This window comes from Nocardioides sp. J54 (assembly GCF_000519005.1).
Lineage (GTDB): Bacteria > Actinomycetota > Actinomycetes > Propionibacteriales > Nocardioidaceae > Nocardioides.
Genome location: NZ_JAER01000012.1, coordinates 49,786 through 70,276, shown reverse-complemented (window position 1 = coordinate 70,276; position 20,491 = coordinate 49,786). Strand labels below are relative to the sequence as shown.

Genomic DNA, 20,491 nt, shown 5'->3' with positions numbered 1-20,491 from the left:
GCGCCCGGTCCCGGGCGGTCGGGTCCGGATCCTAGCCCTGCGTCCACCCCGTCAGGCGCGACTGCGCCGCGTCGGCGTGGACCGACACTGTTCGGTTGCCCAGTCTCAGCCCGTCGATACGCACCGATCCGACCAGGCCCATGGCCGGCTCGGCGGACAGCCTCCCGCGCGGCACGTCCGCATCCAGCCCGACCGCGATGCGCAGCAGCTCGTAGGGCACCCCGGCGGCCCATGCCTGCGGCGAGCAGGACGTCGGGTAGGGGACCGGCACGGGCAGCTCGGTGCGGTCGAAGCCGCAGAAGAGCTCCGGCAGCCGGCCGCCGAACGCCCCGACTGCGTCCAACAGGCCGGAGAGCACCCGCTCGGCCTGCTCGCGGTAGCCGTAGCGCGCGATGCCGGCGGCCGCGAGGACCGTGTCGTGCGGCCACACCGAGCCGTTGTGGTAGCTCACCGGGTTGTACGACGCCGCCTCCGTGCCGAGGGTGCGGATCCCGAACCCGGTGAACATCTCCGGAGAGAGCAGGTGGTCGATCATCTGCCCGGCGACGGACTCCTCGACGATCCCGGTCCACAGGCAGTGGCCGATGTTCGAGGAGAGCACCTCGACCGGTCGCTTGTCACCGTCCAGGGCCATGGCGTGGAAGCCGCGGTCGGGAAGCCAGAACGCGTCGTGGAAGCGCTGGCGCAGTGCGGCTGCCCGGTCCCGCCACGGTGCGCCGTCGGCGCCGAGCGCGTCGGCGAGGTCGGCACGGGCGAGGAGGGCGGCGTACACGTAGCCCTGCACCTCGGCCAGCGCGATCGGAGGCCGGGCGGCGCGCCCGTCGGGGAATGCGATGGCGTCGAAGCTGTCCTTCCAGCCCTGGTTGACCAGCCCGCGATCGGTCGAGCGCTGGTACTCCACGAAGCCGTCCCCGTCGCGGTCGCCGTAGGTGTCCACCCACCGCAGGCCGCGGTCGACAGCGGGGACCAGCTCGCGCAGCTGCTCCACGGGGACGCCCCACCGCAGGGCGCTGCCGACGAGCACCGCGAACAGCGGGGTGGAGTCGATGGAGCCGTAGTAGACGCTGTCGCCGCCGAGCGCGAGGGACAGGTCGGCGCCGAGCCGGACCTCGTGCAGGATCTTGCCGGGCTGCTCCTCGGTCATCGCGTCCTCGCGGCGTCCCTGCAGCCGGGCGAGCGTGCGCAAGGTGCCGAGCGCGAGCTCGGGCATGTAGGGCAGCAACATCGCGCTGGTCAGCAGCGAGTCGCGTCCGAACAGCGCCATGAACCACGGTGCCCCGGCGGCGACCACGTCGTCCCCGGGGTGGTCGGCGTCGACGATGCGCAGCGCACCCAGGTCGCGCCGGCTCATCGCCAGCGCCGCTGCGAGCCCCGCGTGACCCACCTCGATGGTCGGTGCCGCGGCCGTCCACCCCTGCATCCGCCGGGCGGGTGCGGCGGACTCCAGCGGCCGGTCGGTCGGGAAGGCGGCGGCGAGCTCCTGGCCGGAGACGCTCGGCAGCACCTCCACCGTCGTCGTCCAGCGTCCGTGCGGCGGCACGACCGCCCGGAAGGAGATGCCCTCCGCGGTGATCTGGGCGCCGGGCGCCGAGATCCGCACCCCGCGCTGCTCGGGGGTGTTCTCGACCCAGCAGACCAGGTCGGTGCCGACGGCGCGTCGGCCCACCCCGCGCCGGCCCCCCGGGCGGCGGTCCTTGACCTCGAAGAGGTCGGCGAAGTCCGCCTCCACCTGGAGCAGGACCTCGACGCCGGCAGCCTCCGGGCCGTGGTTGTGCAAGGTGATGTCCTCGCGCATGCCCTGGCCGACGAAGCGGCGGACCTCGCTGACCAGCGTGGCGTCGGCCTGGCCCGGGCGCGGTGTGCAACGGCCCAGGAAGCGGCAGCTGAACGGCTCCTCGGAGATGACCGTCAGCGGCTCGACCGGGTGCCTGTCGACGTACAGCTGCCAGCGCGACAGGACCCGGGTGTCGCGCACGAACAGTCCGTGCGCGCCGCCGGGGTCGATCGCCCCGGCGTGGTCGGACACGCAGAAGGAGGATCCCTCGACCAGCGTCACGTCCCGGCCGCGGGCGACGACGGCGCTCGAGGCGGCGACCTCCCCGTCCCGGTCGTGCCGGTCGGCGCGGTCGGTGGTCGTGGCGGTGTCCGGCGTCGGGCGCGCGGCGGTCTCCATTCCCTGCTTGACCCCTTTCCGAGAATCTGTAACGTGAGTTGTAACTTTAGCCCAACTGGAACTACAGCAAACCTGCGTCGTGGACGCCAGCAAGGGAGGAGTTCACTGGATGTCGCTGACCGTCTCGCCCCAGCCGGCCGCCCTGCGGATCGCCGTCGTGGCTCCGCCGTGGTTCGAGCTCCCGCCCCGGGGCTACGGCGGCACCGAGGTCGTCGTCGCCGGGCTCGTGGACCAGCTGGTCGAGCGGGGTCACGAGGTCACCCTCGTCGCCTCGGGCCGGCACCGCACCCGCGCCCAGCACTTCGTCCAGGTCTACGACGTCCCGCCGTCCTCGCTGCTCGGCACCCCGATGCCCGAGGTGCAGGCTGCGGCGGTCGCCGCTGGTGCGCTCGCGGAGCTCGACGTCGACCTGGTCCACGACCACAGCCTCGCCGGGCCGCTCCTGGCCCGCTCCCGCGCGGTCCCGACGGTCACGACGTTGCACGGACCCGCGCTCGGGCCGAACGGGCAGTACTTCGAGGCCCTCGGCGCCAGCGTCGACGTCGTTGCGATCTCGGCGGCGCAGCAGCGGCTCAACCCCCGGCTGAACTGGGCCGGGGTGGTGCACAACGGCATCGACGTGGCGTCCTTCCCCTACGTGGAGCGCAAGGACGACTACGTGCTGTGGATCGGCCGGTTCAGCGCCGACAAGGGCGCCCACCTCGCCATCGACGCCGCCCGCGCCGTCGGGCGCCGCATCGTGCTCGCCGGCAAGCTCAACGAGCCGGAGGAGCGGGCCTACTTCGAGGAGGCGGTGCGTCCGCGGCTGGGCCAGCGCGACGGCGTCGCGGCGGAGTACGTCGGGGAGGCCGACGCGGCACTCAAGCGCGAGCTGTGCTCCCGCGCTGCCTGCCTCGCGTTCCCGATCCAGTGGGACGAGCCCTTCGGCATGGTGATGGTCGAGGCCCTCGCGTGCGGCACGCCGGTGGCCGCGATCGGCCGGGGGAGCGTGCCGGAGGTGATCGAGGACGGCGTCACCGGCGTGGTCGTCGACCACGTGGCCGACTTCGCCGGCGCCCTCGAGCGTGCGACCACGCTGTCGCCGGTCGCCTGCCGCCGGAGCGCGGCCGAGCGCTTCGACCTGTCCGTGATGGCAGCTTCCTACGAGCGGGTCTTCGAGCTCCTGGTCGACGGAACCCGCGGCCTGCGCGACCTGCCGACCGCGCGGATCGCCTGAGCCGGAGACCTGGCCTGCTGAACGTCTGAGAGGAGGAACGATGACGATCTCGACGCAACCGATCGGGATCCCCCAGCTCCCGCGGCGCTCGTCGGGAGCCGACCCCGCCGGCGGGCTGCGACGGCTGCTGGCGCTGCTGGCCCGGGGCCTCGCCGCCGTGGGGACCGCGCTGTGGCACGCCACCGCCCGGACCTGTGTCCTCGCCGCGCGCCTGGTCGGGTGGTTCGCTGCCGAGCCGCGCCGCATCGGCGTGGCCCTGGCCGGCCTCGGCACCGCCGCCGCCACCGGGGTGCTGATCGGCTGGACGACCGGTGTGGTCGCCGCGCGGGTGGTGACCGCAGCGCTCGGCGTGATCGACAACGGCCCCTAGCCGGTCCGGCCGGGCAGCAGGACGGCGCGACGCGCTGGGCACGTCGCGCCGTCCCTCGGGTGCGGCCGGCCGCCGGCTCAGGCCACGTGACGACCCCGGGCGCCGGAGCGGTCGAGGTCGAACCGGTCGGCCTCCATGACCTTGGTCCAGGCGTCCACGAAGGCGTGGACGAAGCGCTCCGTGGCGTCATCGGCGGCGTACACCTCGGCGAGCGCACGCAGCTCGGAGCTGTGGCCGAAGACGAGGTCGACCGCCGTGGCGGTGTGCACGACCTCGCCGCTGGCACGGTCGACACCTTCGTAGACGCCCTCGTGGTCGCGCGACACGCGCCACTCGGTGCGCATGTCGAGCAGCGTGGCGAAGAAGTCGTTGCTCAGCACGCCGACGCGGTCGGTCAGCACGCCGTGCTGCGTCCCGCCGTGGTTGGCGCCGAGCACCCGCATCCCGCCGACGAGGACGGTCATCTCCGGCGGCGTCAGGTCGAGCAGGTAGGACCGCTCCACCATCAGCACCTCCGGGTCCAGCTTGTCGCCCGGGCGGACGTAGTTGCGGAACGCGTCGGCGCGCGGCTCGAGCACGGAGAAGGACTCGACGTCGGTGAGCTCCTGGCTGGCGTCGGTGCGGCCCGGGTGGAAGGGGGCGGTGACCTCGACCCCGGCGTCGCGCGCGGCCTTCTCGATCGCGGCGTTGCCCGCCAGCACGATCAGGTCGGCCAGCGAGACCGCCTTGCCGGACCCGCCGGCGTTGAACTCGTCGCGGATGCCCTCCAGCACGCCGATGACGCGCTGCAGCTCCTCCGGGTCGTTGACCTCCCAGTCCTTCTGCGGCGCCAGCCGGACCCGGGCGCCGTTCGCGCCGCCCCGGTAGTCGGTCTTGCGGTAGGTGGACGCCGACGCCCACGCCGTGCGGACCAGCTCGGGCACGCCGAGCCCGGACTCGAGCACCTTCGCCTTGAGCGTCTCGACGTCGGCCTCGTCGACCAGCTCGTGGTCGACGGCCGGCACCGGGTCCTGCCACGGCTGGGGCTCCGGCACCCACGGTCCGAGGTAGCGGTCGACCGGCCCCATGTCGCGGTGCAGCAGCTTGTACCAGGCCTTGGCGAAGGCCTCGGTGAACTCCTCGGGGTGCTCGTGGAAGCGTCGCGAGATCTTCTCGTACTCCGGGTCGAAGCGCAGGGCGAGGTCCGAGGTGAGCATCCGCGGCTCGCGGTGCTTCGACGGGTCGTGGGCCATCGGCACCAGGTCGGCGCCTGCGCCGTTCTTCGGCCGCCACTGCTTCGCGCCCGCCGGCGACTCCATCAGCTCCCAGTCGTAGCTGAAGAGGATGTGGAAGAACTCGTTGTCCCAGCGCGTCGGGTGGTAGGTCCAGGTGACCTCGAGGCCCGACGTGATCGTGTCGTCACCCTTGCCCGTGCCGTGGCTGTTCTCCCAGCCGAGGCCCTGCTTCTCGATCGGGGCCGCCTCGGGCTCGGGGCCGACGGCGTCGGCGGGACCGGCGCCGTGGGTCTTGCCGAAGGTGTGGCCACCGGCGATGAGGGCGACCGTCTCCTCGTCGTTCATGCCCATCCTGCGGAAGGTCTCGCGGATGTCGCGCGCCGACGCGAGCGGGTCCGGGTTGCCGTTGGGGCCCTCGGGGTTGACGTAGATCAGGCCCATCTGGACTGCGCCCAGCGGCTCGGCCAGGTCGCGCTCTCCGCTGTAGCGCTCGTCGCCCAGCCAGGCGTCCTCCGGTCCCCAGAAGATCTCCTCCGACTCCCACACGTCGGGGCGGCCGAACCCGAACCCGAACGTCGGCAGGCCCATGTCCTCCAGCGCCGCGTTGCCTGCGAACACGAGCAGGTCGGCCCACGAGACCTTCTGGCCGTACTTCTTCTTCACCGGCCACAGCAGCCGGCGCGCCTTGTCGAGGCTGACGTTGTCGGGCCAGCTGTTGAGCGGGGCGAAGCGCTGCTGCCCGGTGCTCGCGCCGCCGCGACCGTCGTAGATGCGGTAGGTGCCGGCGGCGTGCCAGCTCATCCGGATGAACAGCCCGCCGTAGTGCCCGAAGTCGGCCGGCCACCAGTCCTGGGAGTCCCGCAGCACGGCGACCACGTCGGCCTTGAGGGCCTCGACGTCGAGCGTGGCGAACTCCGCGGCGTAGTCGAAGCCGGGCGGCAGCGGGTCGGACGCCGGCTGGTTCGAGCGCAGCACCGACAAGTCGACCTGGTTGGGCCACCAGTCGCGGTTGCCCCGCGGCCGGGACGTCCCCTTCGGCTCCGGCGACGGGATCGCCGGGTTCTCGCTCTCGCTACCGCTCGCGCGGGCCGAGTCGCCCATGACCGGGCAGCCCTCCTGCTCCTTGCGCTCCGAGCCCTGCGGGTCCGTGGGTGTGTTGTCGCCACTCGACGTCATGGTTCGCTTCCCGTCCTTCGTCTCGAGGTTGGTGCACGTAGCCGGAGTCTCGTCCTGCACCCTGCACCCGCGCAACGGGCAGCAGGGAGCACGCGAGGACCAGGCCCGCCTCGGCAGCGTGGTACCCCGGGGATCGGGATGTAACGGGCTAGCGCTTCGGCGCCTTCTTGCGCGCCCGCGGCTGCGGCCGTACGACGAGCACCGGGCACGGCGCGTAGTGCTGGACCCGCTGGGCCGTGCTGCCCATCAGCACCGACTCGCTGAGCCCGCGACCACCCGCCGCGATGACGACCAGGCCGGCACCGAGCTGGCGGGCCGCCTTGATGATCTCGTTGGCCGGCGAGCCGCTGCGGATCCGCTGGTGCACCTTGGGGCCCCAGCCGTCGAACTCGGCGGCGACCGTGGCGACGGCCCGCTCGGCCTCGGCGCGGAAGGTGCGCTCGGGACCGGACGAGGCGGGGGAGGCGCCGGAGATCTCGTCCGCGAAGGCGACCGAGGACAGCGGCCGGACGACGGCGACCACGGACACGTCGGTGACCTTCGTCGGGTCGGCGAAGCCGAGGAACGTGCGGGCGGCCTGCAGGGACTGGCGCGAGCCGTCCGTCGTGACGAGGACGTGCATGTCAGGCTCCTTCCGCGCCGGTGGTCGTGGTGGTCGTCGGGTCACCCGGGGCGGCCGTCGGTGGACGGTTGCGGCGACCGAAGAAGTGCTCGAGGAGGAACAGCACCCCGCCGATGGCGAGCAGGCCCGCGCACCACACCACGGACGTCGGGTCGTCCACGACGACGTACCCCAGCAGCACGATGTTGCCGATCAGGCCGACGTAGAGCAGCGGCCGCGGCGCGCGGAAGGTCTGGTCGGTGACGTCCTGGCCGGACAGCTTGAGCGCCGCGAGGATCACGAGGAAGTAGATGAAGAGCAGCAGCACGACGGTGACCGTCGCCAGCCGCGCGATCAGGTCGATGCCGCCGCCGGCCTCGACCACCAGCGTGCCGATGACCAGCAGGGCGGCGACGACGAGCGCGGAGAAGATCAGCCCGACCCACGGGCTGCGGCGGCCGGGGTGCAGCTTCGCGAACACGCCGGGGACGACGTCCTCGCGAGCCATGCCGTAGAGGATGCGTGGCTGGGTGACCACCGCGACCAGGGTCGTGTTGGTGATCGCGATGCACGCGATGATCGCGAACAGCGTCGTCATGAAGCCCAGCGGCACCGGGATGATGTCCGCCTTCACGACCTCCAGCAGGGCGGCGTCGGACGCGGCGAGGTCCTTGGCGCCGACGACCAGGGACGCGGTGATCGCGACCAGCACGTAGATGACGCCCGCAGCGACCATGCCGCCGATGAGGGCCCGCGGGAACGAGCGCTGCGGGTCGACCGTCTCCTCCGCGACGTTGGCGACGTTCTCGAAGCCGGTCATGGCGAAGAAGGCGAGCGCGACGCCCGCGATGATCGCGAAGATCGGGGTCGTCGTGGTCTCGAACTCGGTGATCCGGCCGAAGTCGGCGTCGCCCTGGGCGACGAACCAGATCCCGATCCCGACCACGATGACGAGGCCGGAGAGCTCGACGATGGTCATCACCATGTTGACCACGACCGACTCGGTGATGCCGATGAAGTTGATGATCGTCAGCACCAGCAGGAAGAGCAGCGCCACCAGGAGCGCGGGCGGGACGTCCCACAGCTCGAGGAAGTAGCGCGCGAACCCGACCGAGAGCGACCCCGCCGCAGCGAAGCTGGCGGACAGGAAGGACACCGTCACGAGGAATGCCAGCGGCCGGTTCCCGAACGCCTTGTAGAGGTAGAGCGCTGCCCCCGCTGCCTTGGGGTACTTCGTCGCGAGCTCGGCGTACGCGAGCCCGGTGATCGCGGCGACCGAGACGCCCACGGCGAAGGCGATCCAGAACGCACCGCCGACCTCCCCGGCGACCGACCCGATGAGGACGTAGATGCCCGAGCCGAGGACGTCCCCGAGCACGTAGAAGAAGAGCAGGCGGCCGGTGATGCTCCGGGTGAGCTCCACCTCCGCGTCGGGACTCGACCGGTCCGCGGTCTGGGACGACGTCATGTCAGCCTCCGGAGCTGGGGGATGTGCGACTCCCCGGTTCCCCGAACCGCCGGAAACATGAGTACGACGCTTCGCTGGTCCTCCTGCAAGGACCGTCGTGCCTCCGCCGCAGCCGCAGCCGCCCCACCTACGCTGGGGTCTGTGGCTGACCTGACCGAGCCCTGCCCCAACTGCCAGACGATGATGCGGTGGGAGACCTCCCACGAGCGGTGCGACGGCTGCGGCTACATCCGCCCGTGCTGCGAGGGCGCGCCCTGCTACTGAGCCGGCCCCACCCGGGACGGGTGGTGCTCGGACCGAAGGTGGGTCGCTGACGTGGAGCGGGTGCGCGGGCGCTACAGCCGTCCGCAGGTGGTGGACGGTGGTGCGGTGAGTGCTGCCGACGTCTGGTGCCGGTCGTGCGACTGGCGGGCGACCGTCCGGGCGAGGACGCAGCCGCTGCGTCCCAGGCGGCGACGGGGGAGTTCTTCGAGCACCTGCAGGCGACCCACCCGGGTGCCGAGGGAAAGCTCACCCAGAAGGCGTCCTGGTGGGAGGTGCTGCTGGTCATCGGCTTCCTGCCGATCTTCGGCAAGCTAGTCCTCCTCGGGCAGAGCTTCTTCTGGTGGCTCATCCCCTTCCTCACGCTCCTCGGGCTGCTCGCCCTCGTCGGGGTCCGGTGGCCCCGCTACGAGCAGGCCGTGATCCGGGCCTGGGTGGTCGCGCTGCTCCTCGTGGCGCCGGTGCTCATCGCGCTCACCCTGTGACCGGTGCTCGCGGCGGTGCTGGGTACCGCCCGGGCATGGACCTCTTCGGGCTCGTCCTCACCGTCGTCGTGATGCTGGGCATCGCGTTGGCGATCCTGCTGTTCGAGCGCCGTCGCGCCCGCGAGATCGAGCACGACCTCCGTGAGCAGGCGCCGCGGACCACGCGTCAGCGGGGCCGCCGCCGTGGCGGCCGTCGCGACGGAGGAGCCTGAGCGCCGGCGCAGCCGAGCCGGACCTGGCCTCAGGGCTGGTCGCTGCTGCCCGCCTGGTTGGTCGGGCAGTCGGCGTTGGTGCAGACCCGCTCGTCCGGGGTGGAGTCGCCGTCGCCGACGACGCCGTCGGCCGGACCGACCGGCTCGGACAGGTCGGCTCTCTCGGGGCCGCCCGCCCGCAGCTCGACCTGGGAGCCGCACACCTGGCAGGGCTTGGTGTCGAAGTACATGGTGCGCTCCTCGGGCCGGCAGAGGGCGCGGTGGGACGCCGCGCCGAGGGGACCGGGAGTTACCCCGTGGCGCGCCCGCTCATACCGGGCGCGCCAGGCAGGTGGGGCTCAGGCAGCGCCCCGCACAGCGGCGTCGGCGTCCAGGCCGAGCACCTTCGCGGTGCGGTCGCGGACCTCGCGGGCGAAGTCCGGGTCGTCCGAGAGTGCGCTGCCGTGGCTCGGCACGATCTCCCGCAGCTGCGGCTGCCAGGCCTCCCAGCGCTCAGGGAAGCAGCGCTCGAGGACCTCGAGCATGATCGGGGCCGCGGTCGAGGCGCCCGGCGAGGCGCCCAGCAGGCCCGCGATCGTGCCGTCGCGGTGCGTGATCACCTCGGTGCCGAACTGCAGCACGCCGTCGGGGCGGATCACCTGGACCCGCTGGCCGGCGGTGATCTTCTCCCAGTCGGCGGGGTCGGCGTCGGGGAAGAAGGCCTTCAGCTCGGTGAACTTCTTCTTCGCCGACGCGAGCAGCTGGGTGACCAGGTAGACGGTCAGCGGGATGTTCGCGAGGCCGGCGCGGATCATCGGCACGATGTTGTGCCCGCGCAGCGAGCGGAACAGGTCGAGCAGCGAGCCGTGCTTGAGGAAGCGGGGGCTGAAGCCGGCGTACGGGCCGAACATCAGGCTGGCCTTGCCGTCCACGACGCGGGTGTCCAGGTGCGGCACCGACATCGGGGGAGCGCCGACCGCGGCCTTGCCGTAGACCTTGGCGTGGTGGCGGGCCACCACGTCGGGGTTGCTGGTGCGCAGGAACTCGCCGCTGACGGGGAAGCCGCCGAAGCCCTTGATTTCGGGGATCCGCGACTTCTGCAGCAGCGTCAGCGCCTGTCCACCGGCGCCGACGAACACGAAGCGGGCGCGGTGGTGGAACTTCTCGCCACCCTGCTTGCCCATGACGTGCCAGGTGCCGTCCATGGTGCGGTGGACCAGCTTGACGTGCGCGTCGTAGTCGATGCTCGCGCCGCGCTCGGCGACCGACTGCAGCAGCAGCTCGGTGAGCGCGCCGAAGTCGACGTCGGTGCCCTCGGGGGAGTACGTCGCCGCGATCGGCTCGTCGCCGGTGCGCCCGGCTCCCAGCAGCGGGGCCCACTGCGCGATCTGCGCCGGGTCCTCGGAGTACTCCATGCCCTCGAACAGCGGGTGCGCCGACAGCAGGGCGTGGCGCTCGCGCAGGTAGGCGACGTTCTCCTCGCCCCAGACGAAGCTCATGTGCGGGGTCGCGTGGATGAAGGCCTCGGGGTCCGGGATCCGGCCCGCCTCCACGAGGAAGGACCACAGCTGGCGCGAGACCGCGAACTGCTCGTTCACGGTCACGGCCTTGGAGATGTCGACCGTGCCGTCCTCGGCCTGCGGCGTGTAGTTCAGCTCGCAGAGGGCGGCGTGGCCGGTGCCCGCGTTGTTCCACGGGTTCGAGCTCTCCCGCGCGGGGCGGTCGAGCCGCTCGAGGACCCGGATCGACCAGGTCGGCTCGAGCTCGGCGATGAGGGAGGCGAGGGTGGCGCTCATGATCCCGCCGCCGATGAGGAGCACGTCGGTGGTCTGCTCCGCGGGCGGCTGCGCTACAGAGGTGTGCACCCTCCTGTTATCCAGCATGGGAAATCATTCACAAGCAGCGGGGGGTCCCGGCACCCCCGATTATTTGACGCACGTCACACCCCGCACGTCTCAGCACGCTCGGCAGGGGCAGTAGCACCGGCACGGATCGCCGAGCAGAGGTCCGCGGAGTACATCGTCGACGAGGACGTCTGCAGTCCGTCATCGTGCAGACCGTCGCGGACGACGGGCTGTCCGCGACGCCCACCCGGGCCGAGGTCCGGGCACGCTTCGGCGAGCCGGTCTGGCAGCAGGAGGCGTCCGACCGGTTCGAGGTCGGGCCGGACTACCTGCAGCTCGAGTACGACGACGACCGGGTCCGCCTCGTCGTCGCCGCGATCGGCGAGCGCGACTCCTGACGCCGGCTGAGCCGCGGCCGGCACCCCAGCCGCGGCTCGCAGCCGTCCGTCAGCCCCGTCAGCCGGTCAGCCCTGCGTGCCCGTCTCGGCGAGCGCCAGCCAGGTGTCGACGACCGTGTCGGGGTTGAGCGACATCGACGTGATGCCCCGCTCCAGCAGCCACTGCGCGAGGTCGGGGTGGTCGCTGGGGCCCTGGCCGCAGATGCCGACGTACTTGCCGGCCTTGCGGCACGCCTCGATCGCGCGCTCGAGCATGAACAGCACGGCCGGGTCGCGCTCGTCGAACGAGCCGGCGACGAGCGCGGAGTCGCGGTCGACGCCGAGGGTCAGCTGGGTCATGTCGTTGGAGCCGATGGAGAAGCCGTCGAAGCGCTCGAGGAACTCGTCGGCCAGGATCGCGTTGGACGGGACCTCGCACATCATCACGACCTCGAGGCCGTTCTCCCCACGGACCAGGCCGTGCTCGGCGAGGAGCGCGATGACCCCGTCCGCCTCGGCGAGGGTCCGCACGAACGGGATCATCACCTTGACGTTGGTCAGGCCCATCTCGTCGCGCACGTACCTCAGTGCCTCGGCCTCCATCGCGAAGCAGTCCGCGAAGTCCGCCGAGAGGTACCGCGACGCCCCGCGGTAGCCGATCATCGGGTTCTCCTCGTGCGGCTCGTAGAGCTCGCCCGCGACGAGGTTGGCGTACTCGTTGGACTTGAAGTCGCTCATCCGCACGATCACCGGCTCGGGGGCGAAGGCCGCCGCGAGCATCGACACGCCCTCGGCGACGCGGCGCACGAAGAACTCCCGCGGGCTCGCGTAGGCCTTGGTCGCCTCCGCGATCTCCGAGCGCAACGGCTCCTCGAGCGACGCGTGGTCGAGCAGCGCCTTGGGGTGGATGCCGATCTGGCGGTTGATGATGAACTCCAGGCGGGCCAGCCCGATGCCGGAGTGGGGAAGCCGGGCGAAGGCGAAGGCCTGCTCCGGCGTGCCGACGTTCATCATGATCTTCGTGGGCACGTCCGGCATCGCGGACAGCTCGGTCTCCTCGACGGAGAAGTCCAGCCGGCCGTCGTACACGAAGCCGGTGTCGCCCTCCGCGCACGATACGGTGACGTCGCGGCCGTCGGTGAGCTCGCGGGTGGCGCCGCCGGTGCCGACGACGGCGGGGATGCCGAGCTCGCGGGCGATGATCGCCGCGTGGCAGGTGCGCCCGCCGCGGTTGGTGACGATGGCGGAGGCGCGCTTCATGATCGGCTCCCAGTCGGGGTCGGTCATGTCGGCGACGAGCACCTCGCCCTGCACGAACTCGTGCATCTGGTCGACCGAGGTCAGCACCCGCACCGGGCCGGCGCCGATCTTCTGGCCGATCGCGCGGCCCTCCACGACGACGGTTCCGGTGTCCTTCATCCGGAAGCGCTGCTGCACGCCGGCGCGCGACATGACCGTCTCCGGGCGGGCCTGGAGGATGTAGAGCCGGCCGTCGACGCCGTCCCTGGCCCACTCGATGTCCATCGGCCGGCCGTAGTGCTCCTCAATGACGAGGGCGTGCCGGGCCAGCTCCTCGACCTCGGCGTCGGTGAGGCTGAGCAGCCCGCGCTCGGCGGGGTCGGTGTCGACGAAGGCAGTGGTCCGGCCGACCGACGCGTCGTCGGTGTAGACCATCTTGGTGGCCTTCGAGCCCACGCCGCGCTTGAGGATCGCGGGGCGCCCGGCGCGCAGGGCGGGCTTGTAGACGTAGAACTCGTCGGGGTTCACGGCGCCCTGCACGACGGCCTCGCCCAGGCCGTACGACGACGTCACGAACACCGCGTCGTCGAAGCCGGACTCGGTGTCCATCGTGAACATGACCCCGGACGCACCGACGTCGGAGCGCGCCATCTGCTGCACGCCGGCGGACAGGCCGACCTCGTCGTGGTCGAAGCCGTGGTGCACGCGGTAGGCGATCGCCCGGTCGTTGTAGAGCGAGGCGAACACCTCGCGGACCGCCTGCAGCACCCCGTCGATGCCGGTGATGTTGAGGAAGGTCTCCTGCTGGCCCGCGAAGGAGGCGTCGGGCAGGTCCTCGGCGGTGGCGCTGGAGCGCACCGCGAAGGAGACGCCCTCGCGGCCGTCCACGAGGCGCTCGTACGCCGCCCGGATGTCGGCCTCGACCTCGGGCGGGAAGGCCTGCGCAGCCACCGACTCGCGCAGCGAGCGGCCGACGCGGGCCAGCTCGAGGGTGTCGTCGGGGTCCAGCCCCTTCAACGCGCTGGAGATCTCCTCGGCCAGCCCGGTGTCGCCGATGAAGCGCCGGAACGCCTCGACCGTCGTCGCGAAGCCGTCGGGCACGCTGACGCCCAGCGAGGACAGGTTGCTGACCATCTCGCCCAGGGAGGCGTTCTTGCCGCCGACCTGCTCGAGGTCGGCCATGCCGAGCTCGGCGAACGGGCGGACGTAGGGGGACTGGGTCATGGACGACTCCTCGGGGTTCCGGGGACGGGTGAGCTCGGTGGACGCGCGACCGACGGGGGCAGAGCCTTCATGGTCTTCAGCCGCTGCAGGATGATCGTCGAGATCTCCTCGACCGACTTGGTCGAGGAGTCGACGACCGGGAGGTCGTGGCGCCGGAACATCTCGGCGGTGCGGCGCAGCTCGAAGGTGCACTGCTCGAGGGAGGCGTAACGCGACCCGGGCCGGCGCTCCTCGCGCACCGCTGCGAGGCGTTGCGGGGAGGTGGTCAGCCCGAAGCACCGCTCGCGCAGGTGCCGGACGGGACGCGGCAGGTCGGTGTGGTCGAGGTCGTCCTCGACGATCGGGTAGTTCGCGACGAACAGCCCGTGCTGCAGGGCGAGGTACATCGACGTCGGTGTCTTGCCGCAGCGCGAGGGCGCCACGAGGATCACGTCGGCCTTCTCCAGGCTGCGCAGGCTCTGGCCGTCGTCGTGCTCGATGGCGTACTCGATCGCCTGCATCCGGCTGTTGTAGCGCTGGACGTCGCCCACGCCGTGCAGCCGGGCCGGCAGCCGCACGCCGCGGGTGTCGAGGATCGACTCCACCCGCTGCATGTGCATGTCGAAGAAGTCGATGACCGGGCAGCGGGTGCGCTGCAGCTCGAGCCGGACCTCGTCGCTCGCCGCCGTCGTGAACACCAGGGGCGTGCGCGGGCTCTCGTCCAGCGTCCGGTCGAGGCGGGCGACCACCTCGCGCGCGTCCTCGACGGTGGAGATGAACGGGATGACCGTCCGCTCGAAGCGCAGCTCGGGGAACTGGATGAGCAGCGCGTTGCCCATCGTCTCGGCACTGATGCCGGTGCTGTCGGACAGGAAGAAGACCGGCACCACGTCGTCCGCAGCCCCGCGGTTCGCCCTGCCGGCCGTCGTCATGCCGGTGACTGTAGACCGTCCCCGTCACGGACGAGCAGCACGTGCAGGGTTCTCGGACCGTGGACGCCCTCGACCCGCTCCAGCTCGATGTCGCTGGTCGCCGAGGGACCGCTGATCCACGTCGACGGACGGCCGGCGTCGACGGCGGCGCGCAGCAGCGTGACCGACTCGGGGACGTCGCCGACGAGCTGTGACTCCCGCACCACGCACACGTGCAGGTCGGGCACCAGCGACAGCGCCCGGCGGCCCTGGTCGGGTCGGTGGTCGAGCACGATCGTGCCAGTCGTGGCGATGCCGACGGCCGCTGCGGTGACGACCGCGCCGCACCGGTCCAGGTCGTCGGGGGAGAGGTCCCCGTCGTCGACGAGCACCTCGGCCCCGTCGAGCGCGGAGAGCCACGCCCCCTCCAGCCCCGGGGGTACGACGACCCGGTCGGTCCCGCCCAGCGCGCGGGCCACGGCGGCGGCGAGCTCCTGCGGTGCGACCTGCTCGACGACGGCGCGGTAGTCCTCGACCCGCTCGACGAACAGGCCGACGACGTCGGGCACGGCGGCCGGAGCGCCGTACTCCTGCCGGGGCGGGGGCACCCGGTCGGCGCCGGCCAGGGCGGCGCTGACCCTGCCGAGGATCGCTGCGCGGCTGCTCATCGCCGGCCTCCCTTCTCCCGCTTCCACCACGTCCGGAAGGTCTCCGCAGGTGGGGTCGGGGCGTCGCGGGCATCGCTCCAGGCCGCCAGCGGGCCCGGCAGGCGGCCGATGGTGTCCTTGCCCCCGAGGACCCGACCGCCGAGCTCGGCGCCCTTCTGCGCCTTCTCCCAGCGCCGGTGGTCGGCGAAGAGCCACGCGGCGCCCTTCATGGCGAGCTGCTCGCCGGACGGGACGCCGCCGCGGTGCTCGTCGACGACCCGGGTGCGCAGGTGGACGATGAGGTCGGGGATCTCGATCCCCACCGGGCAGACGTCGCCGCACGCGCCGCACAGCGACGACGCGTAGGGCAGCGACTGGTCGACCTCGCTGGTCGTCCCGCGCAGCTGCGGGTTGAGGATCGCGCCGATCGGGCCGGGGTAGACCGAGCCGTAGGCGTGGCCGCCGACGCGCTGGTAGACGGGGCAGACGTTGAGGCACGCCGAGCAGCGGATGCAGCGCAGGGCCTGCCGCCCGACGCTGTCGGCGAGCGCGTCCGTGCGGCCGTTGTCGAGCAGCACGACGTGCACGTCCTGCGGCCCGTCGCCGGGGGTGACGCCCGTCCACGTGGACGTGTAGGGATTCATCCGCTCCCCGGTGGAGCTGCGCGGCAGGAGCTGCAGGAAGACCTCGAGGTCCTCCAGGCGCGGCACGACCTTCTCGATGCCGACGACGCTGATCAGCGTCTCGGGCAGGGTGAGGCACATCCGGCCGTTGCCCTCCGACTCCACCACCACGAGGGTGCCGGTGTCGGCGACGGCGAAGTTCGCCCCCGAGACGGCGACCCTCGCGCGCAGGAACTTCTCGCGCAGGTGCACCCGCGCCGCCTCCGCGAGCTCGCGCGGGTCGGAGGTGAGGACGGCCGGGGGAGGCGCGCCGACCTGGCCCATCTCGCGCAGGAAGATCTCGCGGATCTCCGCGCGGTTGCGGTGGACGGCCGGCACCAGGATGTGGCTGGGACGGTCGTGCCCCAGCTGGACGATCAGCTCGGCCAGGTCGGTCTCCCACGCACGGATGCCGGCCTCCTCGAGCGCCTCGTTGAGGCCGATCTCCTGGGTCGCCATCGACTTGACCTTGACGACCTCGTCGGTACCCGTCGCCCGGACCAGGCCGGTGATGATCCGGTTGGCCTCCTCGGCGTCGGACGCCCAGTGCACCGTCGCGCCGGCGCGGGTGAGCGACTCCTCCAGCTGCAGCAGGTAGGAGTCGAGGTGGGTGAGGACGTTGTCCTTGATCGCCGCGGCCGTGCGCCGCAGGCCCTCCCAGTCATCGAGCTCGGCGACGACCTGCGCCCGCTTGCCGCGGATCGTGCGGGTGGCGTGCTCGAGGTTGCGCCGCTGCTGGGCGTTGCCCAGCGCCTCCTTTGCCGCGGCCTGGAACGACGGCATGCCGAGGAAGGTGCCGCTCATGCCGTCGCCTCCCTGCCGTCGCGCGCACCGGCCGCGTACGGCGGACCGCCGAGCTCGTTCGCGGCGGCGAAGTCGCGCTCGGTGGACGCCAGCACCTCGGCCAGGTGCATGACACGGGTGCCGGAGCGCTGGCGGGTGAGGAGGCCGCCGATGTGGGCGAGGCAGCTGTTGTCACCGGCGACCAGGACCTCGGCGCGGGTCTCGCGGACGTGCTGGGCCTTGTCGGCCCCCATCGCCACCGAGGTGTCGGAGTTCTTCATCGCGAAGGTGCCGCCGAAGCCGCAGCACTCCTCGGCCTCGGGCAGGTCGACCAGCTCGATGCCGCGCACCTCGCGCAGCAACCGCAGCGGCTTGTCGGCCACGCGCAGCATCCGCAGCGAGTGGCAGGTCGGGTGGTAGGTCACCCGGTGCGGGAAGGTCGCGCCCACGTCGGTCACCCCCAGGACGTCGATCAGCAGCTCGCTGAGCTCGTAGACCTTCCCGGCCGCCGCCGTCGCACGGTCGGCCAGCGCCGGCCGGCCGCAGCCCCGCGCGACCCCGGCGTGCTGGTGCCGCACGCTGCCGACGCAGGAGCCCGAGGGAGCCACCACGGCGTCGTACTCCTCGAAGACGTCGGCGAAGCGCTCGACCAGCGGCAGCGCCTCGCGGGCGTAGCCCGTGTTGGTGAACATCTGCCCGCAGCAGGTCTGCTCGAGCGGGAAGTCGACGCTCACACCGAGCCGCTCGAGGACCGTCACCACCGCCCTGGGCGTCTCGGGCCACATCGTGTCGTTGAAGCAGGTGGCGAACAGCGCGACGCGCAGGCCGCTGCCGGGGAGCGAAGTCACGGGACCTCCCGAGGGTCGTCGGCGATTCGTTGGCTGGCCATCCTGTGGTCGGGCCACACGATCGACAGTGGGGTGGCCCTCGGCCCAGCGTCAAGGCCGACAGATCGGACGCAGGTCGTGCTCACCGAGCACCGTGGCATCTTCGCGGCCATCGAGGGCGGCGACGGCGCGCTCGCCGCCGACCGGGTGGACCAGCACATCCGCGCGCTCCCACTCGCCCACCACCTGACGGCGCGCTGTCAGAGGAGGGCGGGCACCGCCCGGGTGGCGGTGTAGGCGGCGACGGCGAGCACCAGCACGGTGAAGGCGCCGGACAGCACGCGAGCGTCGACCCGGGCCGCGACGCGGGCGCCGGCGACCGCGGCCAGGGCCGAGGACGCAGTGAGGACGAGGACGGGGCCCCAGTCGGGGCTCGTGCCGGCTCCCGCGCGGGCCGCGAGGGCGGTGGTGCTGGTGATCGTGATGACCACGAGCGAGGTGCCGGCGGCGTGGGGGAGCGGGAGGGCGAGGCCCAGCACCAGGGCGGGTACGACGAGGAACCCGCCTCCCACGCCGAGGAACCCGGTGAGCAGGCCGACCAGCGTCGCGGTCACGAGCACCTTGAGGGCCCGCGGGCAGGCGCACGCGAAGGTCGGGCTGAAGGTGATGATCGGGTCGTCGAGGGTCGGTCGTGCCGCGTGCTGGGGGCCGGTGCGGTGACGCAGCTGCCGCAGGGCCATGAGGATGCCCACCAGCAGCATCAGGGCCGCGAAGGTGGCGAGCAGCACGTCCCCGTCGACGAGGGACGACGCGCGTGCTCCGAGCACGGCGCCGCCGACGGCCACGAGGCCGAAGACGACCCCGCGTCCCACCATCGCGTGGCCCGCTCGAGCCGCGGCCACGGCACCGGTCAGCGCCGTGACGCCCACGACGACCAGGGACCCGGTCGTCGCCTGGGTGGGGCCCTGGTCGAGGAGGAAGACGAGGACCGGCACCGCGAGGATCGATCCGCCGCCGCCGAGGGAGCCCAGGCTGAGCCCGATGAGCGCTCCCGCGACGACGGCGAGGACGAGGGTCATGTCAGGACTCGGGTCCCACCAGGTCCAGGCCCGCCGCGGCGGCGTCGGCGAAGCTGTCGTCGACCGCCACCGTCGTCCGCCCCCGCGCGTGCAGCACGGACGCAGCGATCGAGGCGCGGTAGCCGCTCGCGCAGTGCACCCAGACCTCGCCGGCCGGGACCTCGTCGATGCGGTTCCACAGCTCGTGCAGGGGGACGTTCTCGGCGCCGTCGATGGCGCCCGCGGCGTGCTCGTCGGCGCGGCGGACATCGAGGACCACGACGTCGCGGTGGTGGCGAACCTGGGCCAGGTCGGCGAAGGTCGCGGTCGGGAAGCTGACCGGTGCCCGGGTGCTCCAGTCCTCGGGGCCGCCGGTGGCGTGGGCCGCGGGTCGGTCGATGCCGATCCGGACGAGCTCGCGCTGCGCCTCGGCGACGTCCTCGGCGGTCTCGCCCAGCAGCGTGATCGGCGTGCCCCACGGCACCAGCCAGCCGAGGTAGGTCGCGAACGAGCCGTCCAGGCCGAAGTTGAGCGTGCCGGCGGCGTGGCCGGCGGCGAACACGGTGCGGTTGCGCAGGTCGACGACCCACTCGCCGGCCTCGATGCGACGCCGCAGGTCGGTGGCGTCGGCCAGTGCGGGCGGGCTGAGGTCGGGCGCCGCGGGGCCGGCGGCGTTGGCGGGCGCCATGTGGGCGTAGTACGCCGGCCAGGCGCCGAGCCCGGCGAGCAGCTCGCGGACGTAGGTCTCCTCGTCCTGGGTCAGGACCGGGTTGGCCTGCTTCTCGCGGCCGATGGTCGACGACGTGGCGTCGGACTGGGTCGCGCTGCAGAAGGAGCCGAAGCCGTGCGTCGGGAAGACGCCGGCGTCGTCCGGGAGCAGCTCGGCCAGGCGGTGGGCCGAGGCGTGCTGGTGGCGGACCAGCTCGTCGGTGTGCTCCGGCCCGAGGAGGTCGGGACGTCCCGTCGCACCGAAGAGCAGCGAGCCGCCGGAGAAGACGCCGACGTCGCGCCTGGGGGAGTCGGCCTCCGGACCGAGGTCGCGCAGCGCGTAGGAGAGGTGGGTGAACGTGTGGCCCGGCGTCGCGAGGGCGGTCAGGCGCATGCGGTCGCCGACCTCGACGACGTCGCCGTCGCTGATCGGGGTCCGCTCGAAGGACACGTCGTCGGCCGCGTTCACCAGGTACGCCGCACCGGTCGCCCGGGCCAGCGCGAAGCCGCCGGTGACGTAGTCGTTGTGGATGTGGGTCTCGAGGACGTGCGTCAGCCGCACGCCGTGCTCGGCCAGCAGGTCCGTGACACGGTCGATGTCGCGCTGCGGGTCGACGACGAAGGCGACGTCGCCGTCGTGGACCAGGTAGCTGCGGTCGCCGAGCGTCGGCGTCTCGATCGGGACGATCGTCAGGTCGGCGGGGGAGGACGGCGTGGTCATCGCTCAGCCCTGCTCGACCGGGCGTCCGGAGCTGATCCAGGCGCGGGTCCCGCCGGCCACGTTGACGGCGTCGAAGCCCTGCGCCACGAGCACGTCGGTCATCGCGGAGCTGCGGTTGCCGCTCGCGCAGACTACGTGCACGACGGCGGAGCGGTCGAGCTCGTCGAGGCGCCCGGGCAGCTGGCCCATCGGGATGTTGCGCGCGCCGGGCACGTGCCCATCGGCGTACTCGCTGGTCTCGCGCACGTCCACGACCACGGCACCGCCGTCGATCGCGTCTGCGAGCTGGTCGATGTCGATCTCGCGCATGGGTGGATTCTCCTTCGTGGCTCCAGCAAAGGCCGTGATCCCCCCGG

General features: G+C 72.4%; 20 protein-coding genes. 6 read left to right on the top strand and 14 right to left on the bottom strand.

The window, feature by feature from the left end; translation table 11 throughout:
- Positions 1-31 precede the first annotated feature (31 nt).
- Complete coding sequence (locus NOCJ54_RS25120) at positions 32-2,173, bottom strand: amylo-alpha-1,6-glucosidase (protein WP_084255050.1); 2,142 nt, start codon at positions 2,171-2,173, stop codon at positions 32-34.
- A gap of 109 nt (positions 2,174-2,282) precedes the next feature.
- Between NOCJ54_RS25120 and NOCJ54_RS25115 the strand changes: the two genes are divergently transcribed.
- The gene (locus NOCJ54_RS25115; RefSeq protein WP_051485719.1) at positions 2,283-3,389 is read left to right on the top strand and encodes a glycosyltransferase family 4 protein; all 1,107 of its coding nucleotides are present in this window, start codon (positions 2,283-2,285) and stop codon (positions 3,387-3,389) included.
- 40 nt (positions 3,390-3,429) lie between these two features.
- Positions 3,430-3,759: a hypothetical protein gene (locus tag NOCJ54_RS0110615; protein ID WP_028655486.1), complete on the top strand. Its 330-nt coding sequence runs from the start codon at positions 3,430-3,432 to the stop codon at positions 3,757-3,759.
- Positions 3,760-3,836: 77 nt separating this feature from the next.
- Here NOCJ54_RS0110615 and katG read toward each other — a convergent pair whose 3' ends face one another.
- From katG to NOCJ54_RS25105, 3 genes are all read right to left on the bottom strand, one after another.
- The gene (gene katG / locus NOCJ54_RS25110; protein ID WP_051485718.1) at positions 3,837-6,149 is read right to left on the bottom strand and encodes a catalase/peroxidase HPI; all 2,313 of its coding nucleotides are present in this window, start codon (positions 6,147-6,149) and stop codon (positions 3,837-3,839) included.
- Positions 6,150-6,297: 148 nt separating this feature from the next.
- Positions 6,298-6,771, bottom strand: coding sequence for a universal stress protein (locus NOCJ54_RS0110605; RefSeq protein WP_028655485.1), 474 nt, complete (start codon positions 6,769-6,771; stop codon positions 6,298-6,300).
- Position 6,772: 1 nt separating this feature from the next.
- On the bottom strand, positions 6,773-8,218 hold the full coding sequence (locus tag NOCJ54_RS25105) for an APC family permease (protein WP_051485717.1): 1,446 nt from the start codon (positions 8,216-8,218) through the stop codon (positions 6,773-6,775).
- A gap of 141 nt (positions 8,219-8,359) precedes the next feature.
- Between NOCJ54_RS25105 and NOCJ54_RS30515 the strand changes: the two genes are divergently transcribed.
- From NOCJ54_RS30515 to NOCJ54_RS29440, 3 genes are all read left to right on the top strand, one after another.
- Positions 8,360-8,482 carry a hypothetical protein gene (locus tag NOCJ54_RS30515; RefSeq protein WP_261376793.1) on the top strand — a complete coding sequence of 41 codons (123 nt, stop codon included), beginning with the start codon at positions 8,360-8,362 and terminating at the stop codon, positions 8,480-8,482.
- A gap of 134 nt (positions 8,483-8,616) precedes the next feature.
- Positions 8,617-8,964, top strand: coding sequence for a hypothetical protein (locus NOCJ54_RS0110595; protein ID WP_157514868.1), 348 nt, complete (start codon positions 8,617-8,619; stop codon positions 8,962-8,964).
- 35 nt (positions 8,965-8,999) lie between these two features.
- A complete protein-coding gene (locus NOCJ54_RS29440; protein ID WP_157514867.1) occupies positions 9,000-9,176 on the top strand; it encodes a hypothetical protein in 177 nt (58 codons plus the stop codon).
- A 29-nt stretch (positions 9,177-9,205) separates the two neighbouring features.
- Here NOCJ54_RS29440 and NOCJ54_RS0110585 read toward each other — a convergent pair whose 3' ends face one another.
- Positions 9,206-9,406 (bottom strand): hypothetical protein, encoded by a 201-nt coding sequence (locus NOCJ54_RS0110585; protein ID WP_028655483.1) that lies wholly within the window; start codon positions 9,404-9,406, stop codon positions 9,206-9,208.
- 108 nt (positions 9,407-9,514) lie between these two features.
- On the bottom strand, positions 9,515-11,020 hold the full coding sequence (locus NOCJ54_RS0110580; protein ID WP_232221745.1) for a malate:quinone oxidoreductase: 1,506 nt from the start codon (positions 11,018-11,020) through the stop codon (positions 9,515-9,517).
- Positions 11,021-11,205: 185 nt separating this feature from the next.
- Between NOCJ54_RS0110580 and NOCJ54_RS0110575 the strand changes: the two genes are divergently transcribed.
- Positions 11,206-11,397, top strand: coding sequence for a hypothetical protein (locus NOCJ54_RS0110575; RefSeq protein WP_028655481.1), 192 nt, complete (start codon positions 11,206-11,208; stop codon positions 11,395-11,397).
- A gap of 66 nt (positions 11,398-11,463) precedes the next feature.
- Here the strand turns inward: NOCJ54_RS0110575 and ppsA are convergent, their stop codons facing one another.
- The 8 genes from ppsA to NOCJ54_RS0110530 all read right to left on the bottom strand — a co-directional run bounded on the left by ppsA (position 11,464) and on the right by NOCJ54_RS0110530 (position 20,444).
- Positions 11,464-13,839, bottom strand: coding sequence for a phosphoenolpyruvate synthase (gene ppsA / locus NOCJ54_RS0110570; RefSeq protein ID WP_028655480.1), 2,376 nt, complete (start codon positions 13,837-13,839; stop codon positions 11,464-11,466).
- Entirely contained in the window at positions 13,836-14,750 is a 915-nt protein-coding gene (locus tag NOCJ54_RS25100) for a pyruvate, water dikinase regulatory protein (protein ID WP_051485715.1), read from the bottom strand. Before NOCJ54_RS25100 ends, ppsA begins: the two co-directional genes overlap by 4 nt.
- Entirely contained in the window at positions 14,747-15,397 is a 651-nt protein-coding gene (locus NOCJ54_RS0110560; protein WP_028655479.1) for a LutC/YkgG family protein, read from the bottom strand. Before NOCJ54_RS0110560 ends, NOCJ54_RS25100 begins: the two co-directional genes overlap by 4 nt.
- Complete coding sequence (locus tag NOCJ54_RS0110555) at positions 15,394-16,842, bottom strand: LutB/LldF family L-lactate oxidation iron-sulfur protein (protein ID WP_028655478.1); 1,449 nt, start codon at positions 16,840-16,842, stop codon at positions 15,394-15,396. The genes NOCJ54_RS0110560 and NOCJ54_RS0110555 overlap by 4 nt, the downstream gene beginning before the upstream one ends.
- The gene (locus NOCJ54_RS25095) at positions 16,839-17,669 is read right to left on the bottom strand and encodes a (Fe-S)-binding protein (protein WP_261376794.1); all 831 of its coding nucleotides are present in this window, start codon (positions 17,667-17,669) and stop codon (positions 16,839-16,841) included. The genes NOCJ54_RS0110555 and NOCJ54_RS25095 overlap by 4 nt, the downstream gene beginning before the upstream one ends.
- Before the next feature lie 239 nt (positions 17,670-17,908).
- On the bottom strand, positions 17,909-18,727 hold the full coding sequence (locus tag NOCJ54_RS0110540) for a sulfite exporter TauE/SafE family protein (protein ID WP_028655477.1): 819 nt from the start codon (positions 18,725-18,727) through the stop codon (positions 17,909-17,911).
- 1 nt (position 18,728) lies between these two features.
- Positions 18,729-20,135, bottom strand: a complete 1,407-nt coding sequence (locus tag NOCJ54_RS25090; protein ID WP_036517517.1) for an MBL fold metallo-hydrolase — start codon at positions 20,133-20,135, stop codon at positions 18,729-18,731.
- Positions 20,136-20,138: 3 nt separating this feature from the next.
- Entirely contained in the window at positions 20,139-20,444 is a 306-nt protein-coding gene (locus NOCJ54_RS0110530; RefSeq protein WP_028655476.1) for a rhodanese-like domain-containing protein, read from the bottom strand.
- Positions 20,445-20,491: the final 47 nt, after the last annotated feature.

What these genes read in the sequence shown, in the direction of transcription:
- NOCJ54_RS25120 (WP_084255050.1), bottom strand. Translation starts at nt 2,173, where the DNA reads ATGGAGACCGCCGCGCGCCCGACGCCGGACACCGCCACGACCACCGAC.
- NOCJ54_RS25090 (WP_036517517.1), bottom strand. Translation starts at nt 20,135, where the DNA reads ATGACCACGCCGTCCTCCCCCGCCGACCTGACGATCGTCCCGATCGAG.
- NOCJ54_RS25105 (WP_051485717.1), bottom strand. Translation starts at nt 8,218, where the DNA reads ATGACGTCGTCCCAGACCGCGGACCGGTCGAGTCCCGACGCGGAGGTG.
- NOCJ54_RS0110605 (WP_028655485.1), bottom strand. Translation starts at nt 6,771, where the DNA reads ATGCACGTCCTCGTCACGACGGACGGCTCGCGCCAGTCCCTGCAGGCC.
- ppsA (WP_028655480.1), bottom strand. Translation starts at nt 13,839, where the DNA reads ATGACCCAGTCCCCCTACGTCCGCCCGTTCGCCGAGCTCGGCATGGCC.
- NOCJ54_RS0110615 (WP_028655486.1), top strand. Translation starts at nt 3,430, where the DNA reads ATGACGATCTCGACGCAACCGATCGGGATCCCCCAGCTCCCGCGGCGC.
- NOCJ54_RS0110530 (WP_028655476.1), bottom strand. Translation starts at nt 20,444, where the DNA reads ATGCGCGAGATCGACATCGACCAGCTCGCAGACGCGATCGACGGCGGT.
- NOCJ54_RS25100 (WP_051485715.1), bottom strand. Translation starts at nt 14,750, where the DNA reads ATGACGACGGCCGGCAGGGCGAACCGCGGGGCTGCGGACGACGTGGTG.
- NOCJ54_RS0110555 (WP_028655478.1), bottom strand. Translation starts at nt 16,842, where the DNA reads ATGAGCGGCACCTTCCTCGGCATGCCGTCGTTCCAGGCCGCGGCAAAG.
- NOCJ54_RS0110585 (WP_028655483.1), bottom strand. Translation starts at nt 9,406, where the DNA reads ATGTACTTCGACACCAAGCCCTGCCAGGTGTGCGGCTCCCAGGTCGAG.
- NOCJ54_RS29440 (WP_157514867.1), top strand. Translation starts at nt 9,000, where the DNA reads ATGGACCTCTTCGGGCTCGTCCTCACCGTCGTCGTGATGCTGGGCATC.
- NOCJ54_RS25115 (WP_051485719.1), top strand. Translation starts at nt 2,283, where the DNA reads ATGTCGCTGACCGTCTCGCCCCAGCCGGCCGCCCTGCGGATCGCCGTC.
- katG (WP_051485718.1), bottom strand. Translation starts at nt 6,149, where the DNA reads ATGACGTCGAGTGGCGACAACACACCCACGGACCCGCAGGGCTCGGAG.
- NOCJ54_RS0110560 (WP_028655479.1), bottom strand. Translation starts at nt 15,397, where the DNA reads ATGAGCAGCCGCGCAGCGATCCTCGGCAGGGTCAGCGCCGCCCTGGCC.
- NOCJ54_RS0110540 (WP_028655477.1), bottom strand. Translation starts at nt 18,727, where the DNA reads ATGACCCTCGTCCTCGCCGTCGTCGCGGGAGCGCTCATCGGGCTCAGC.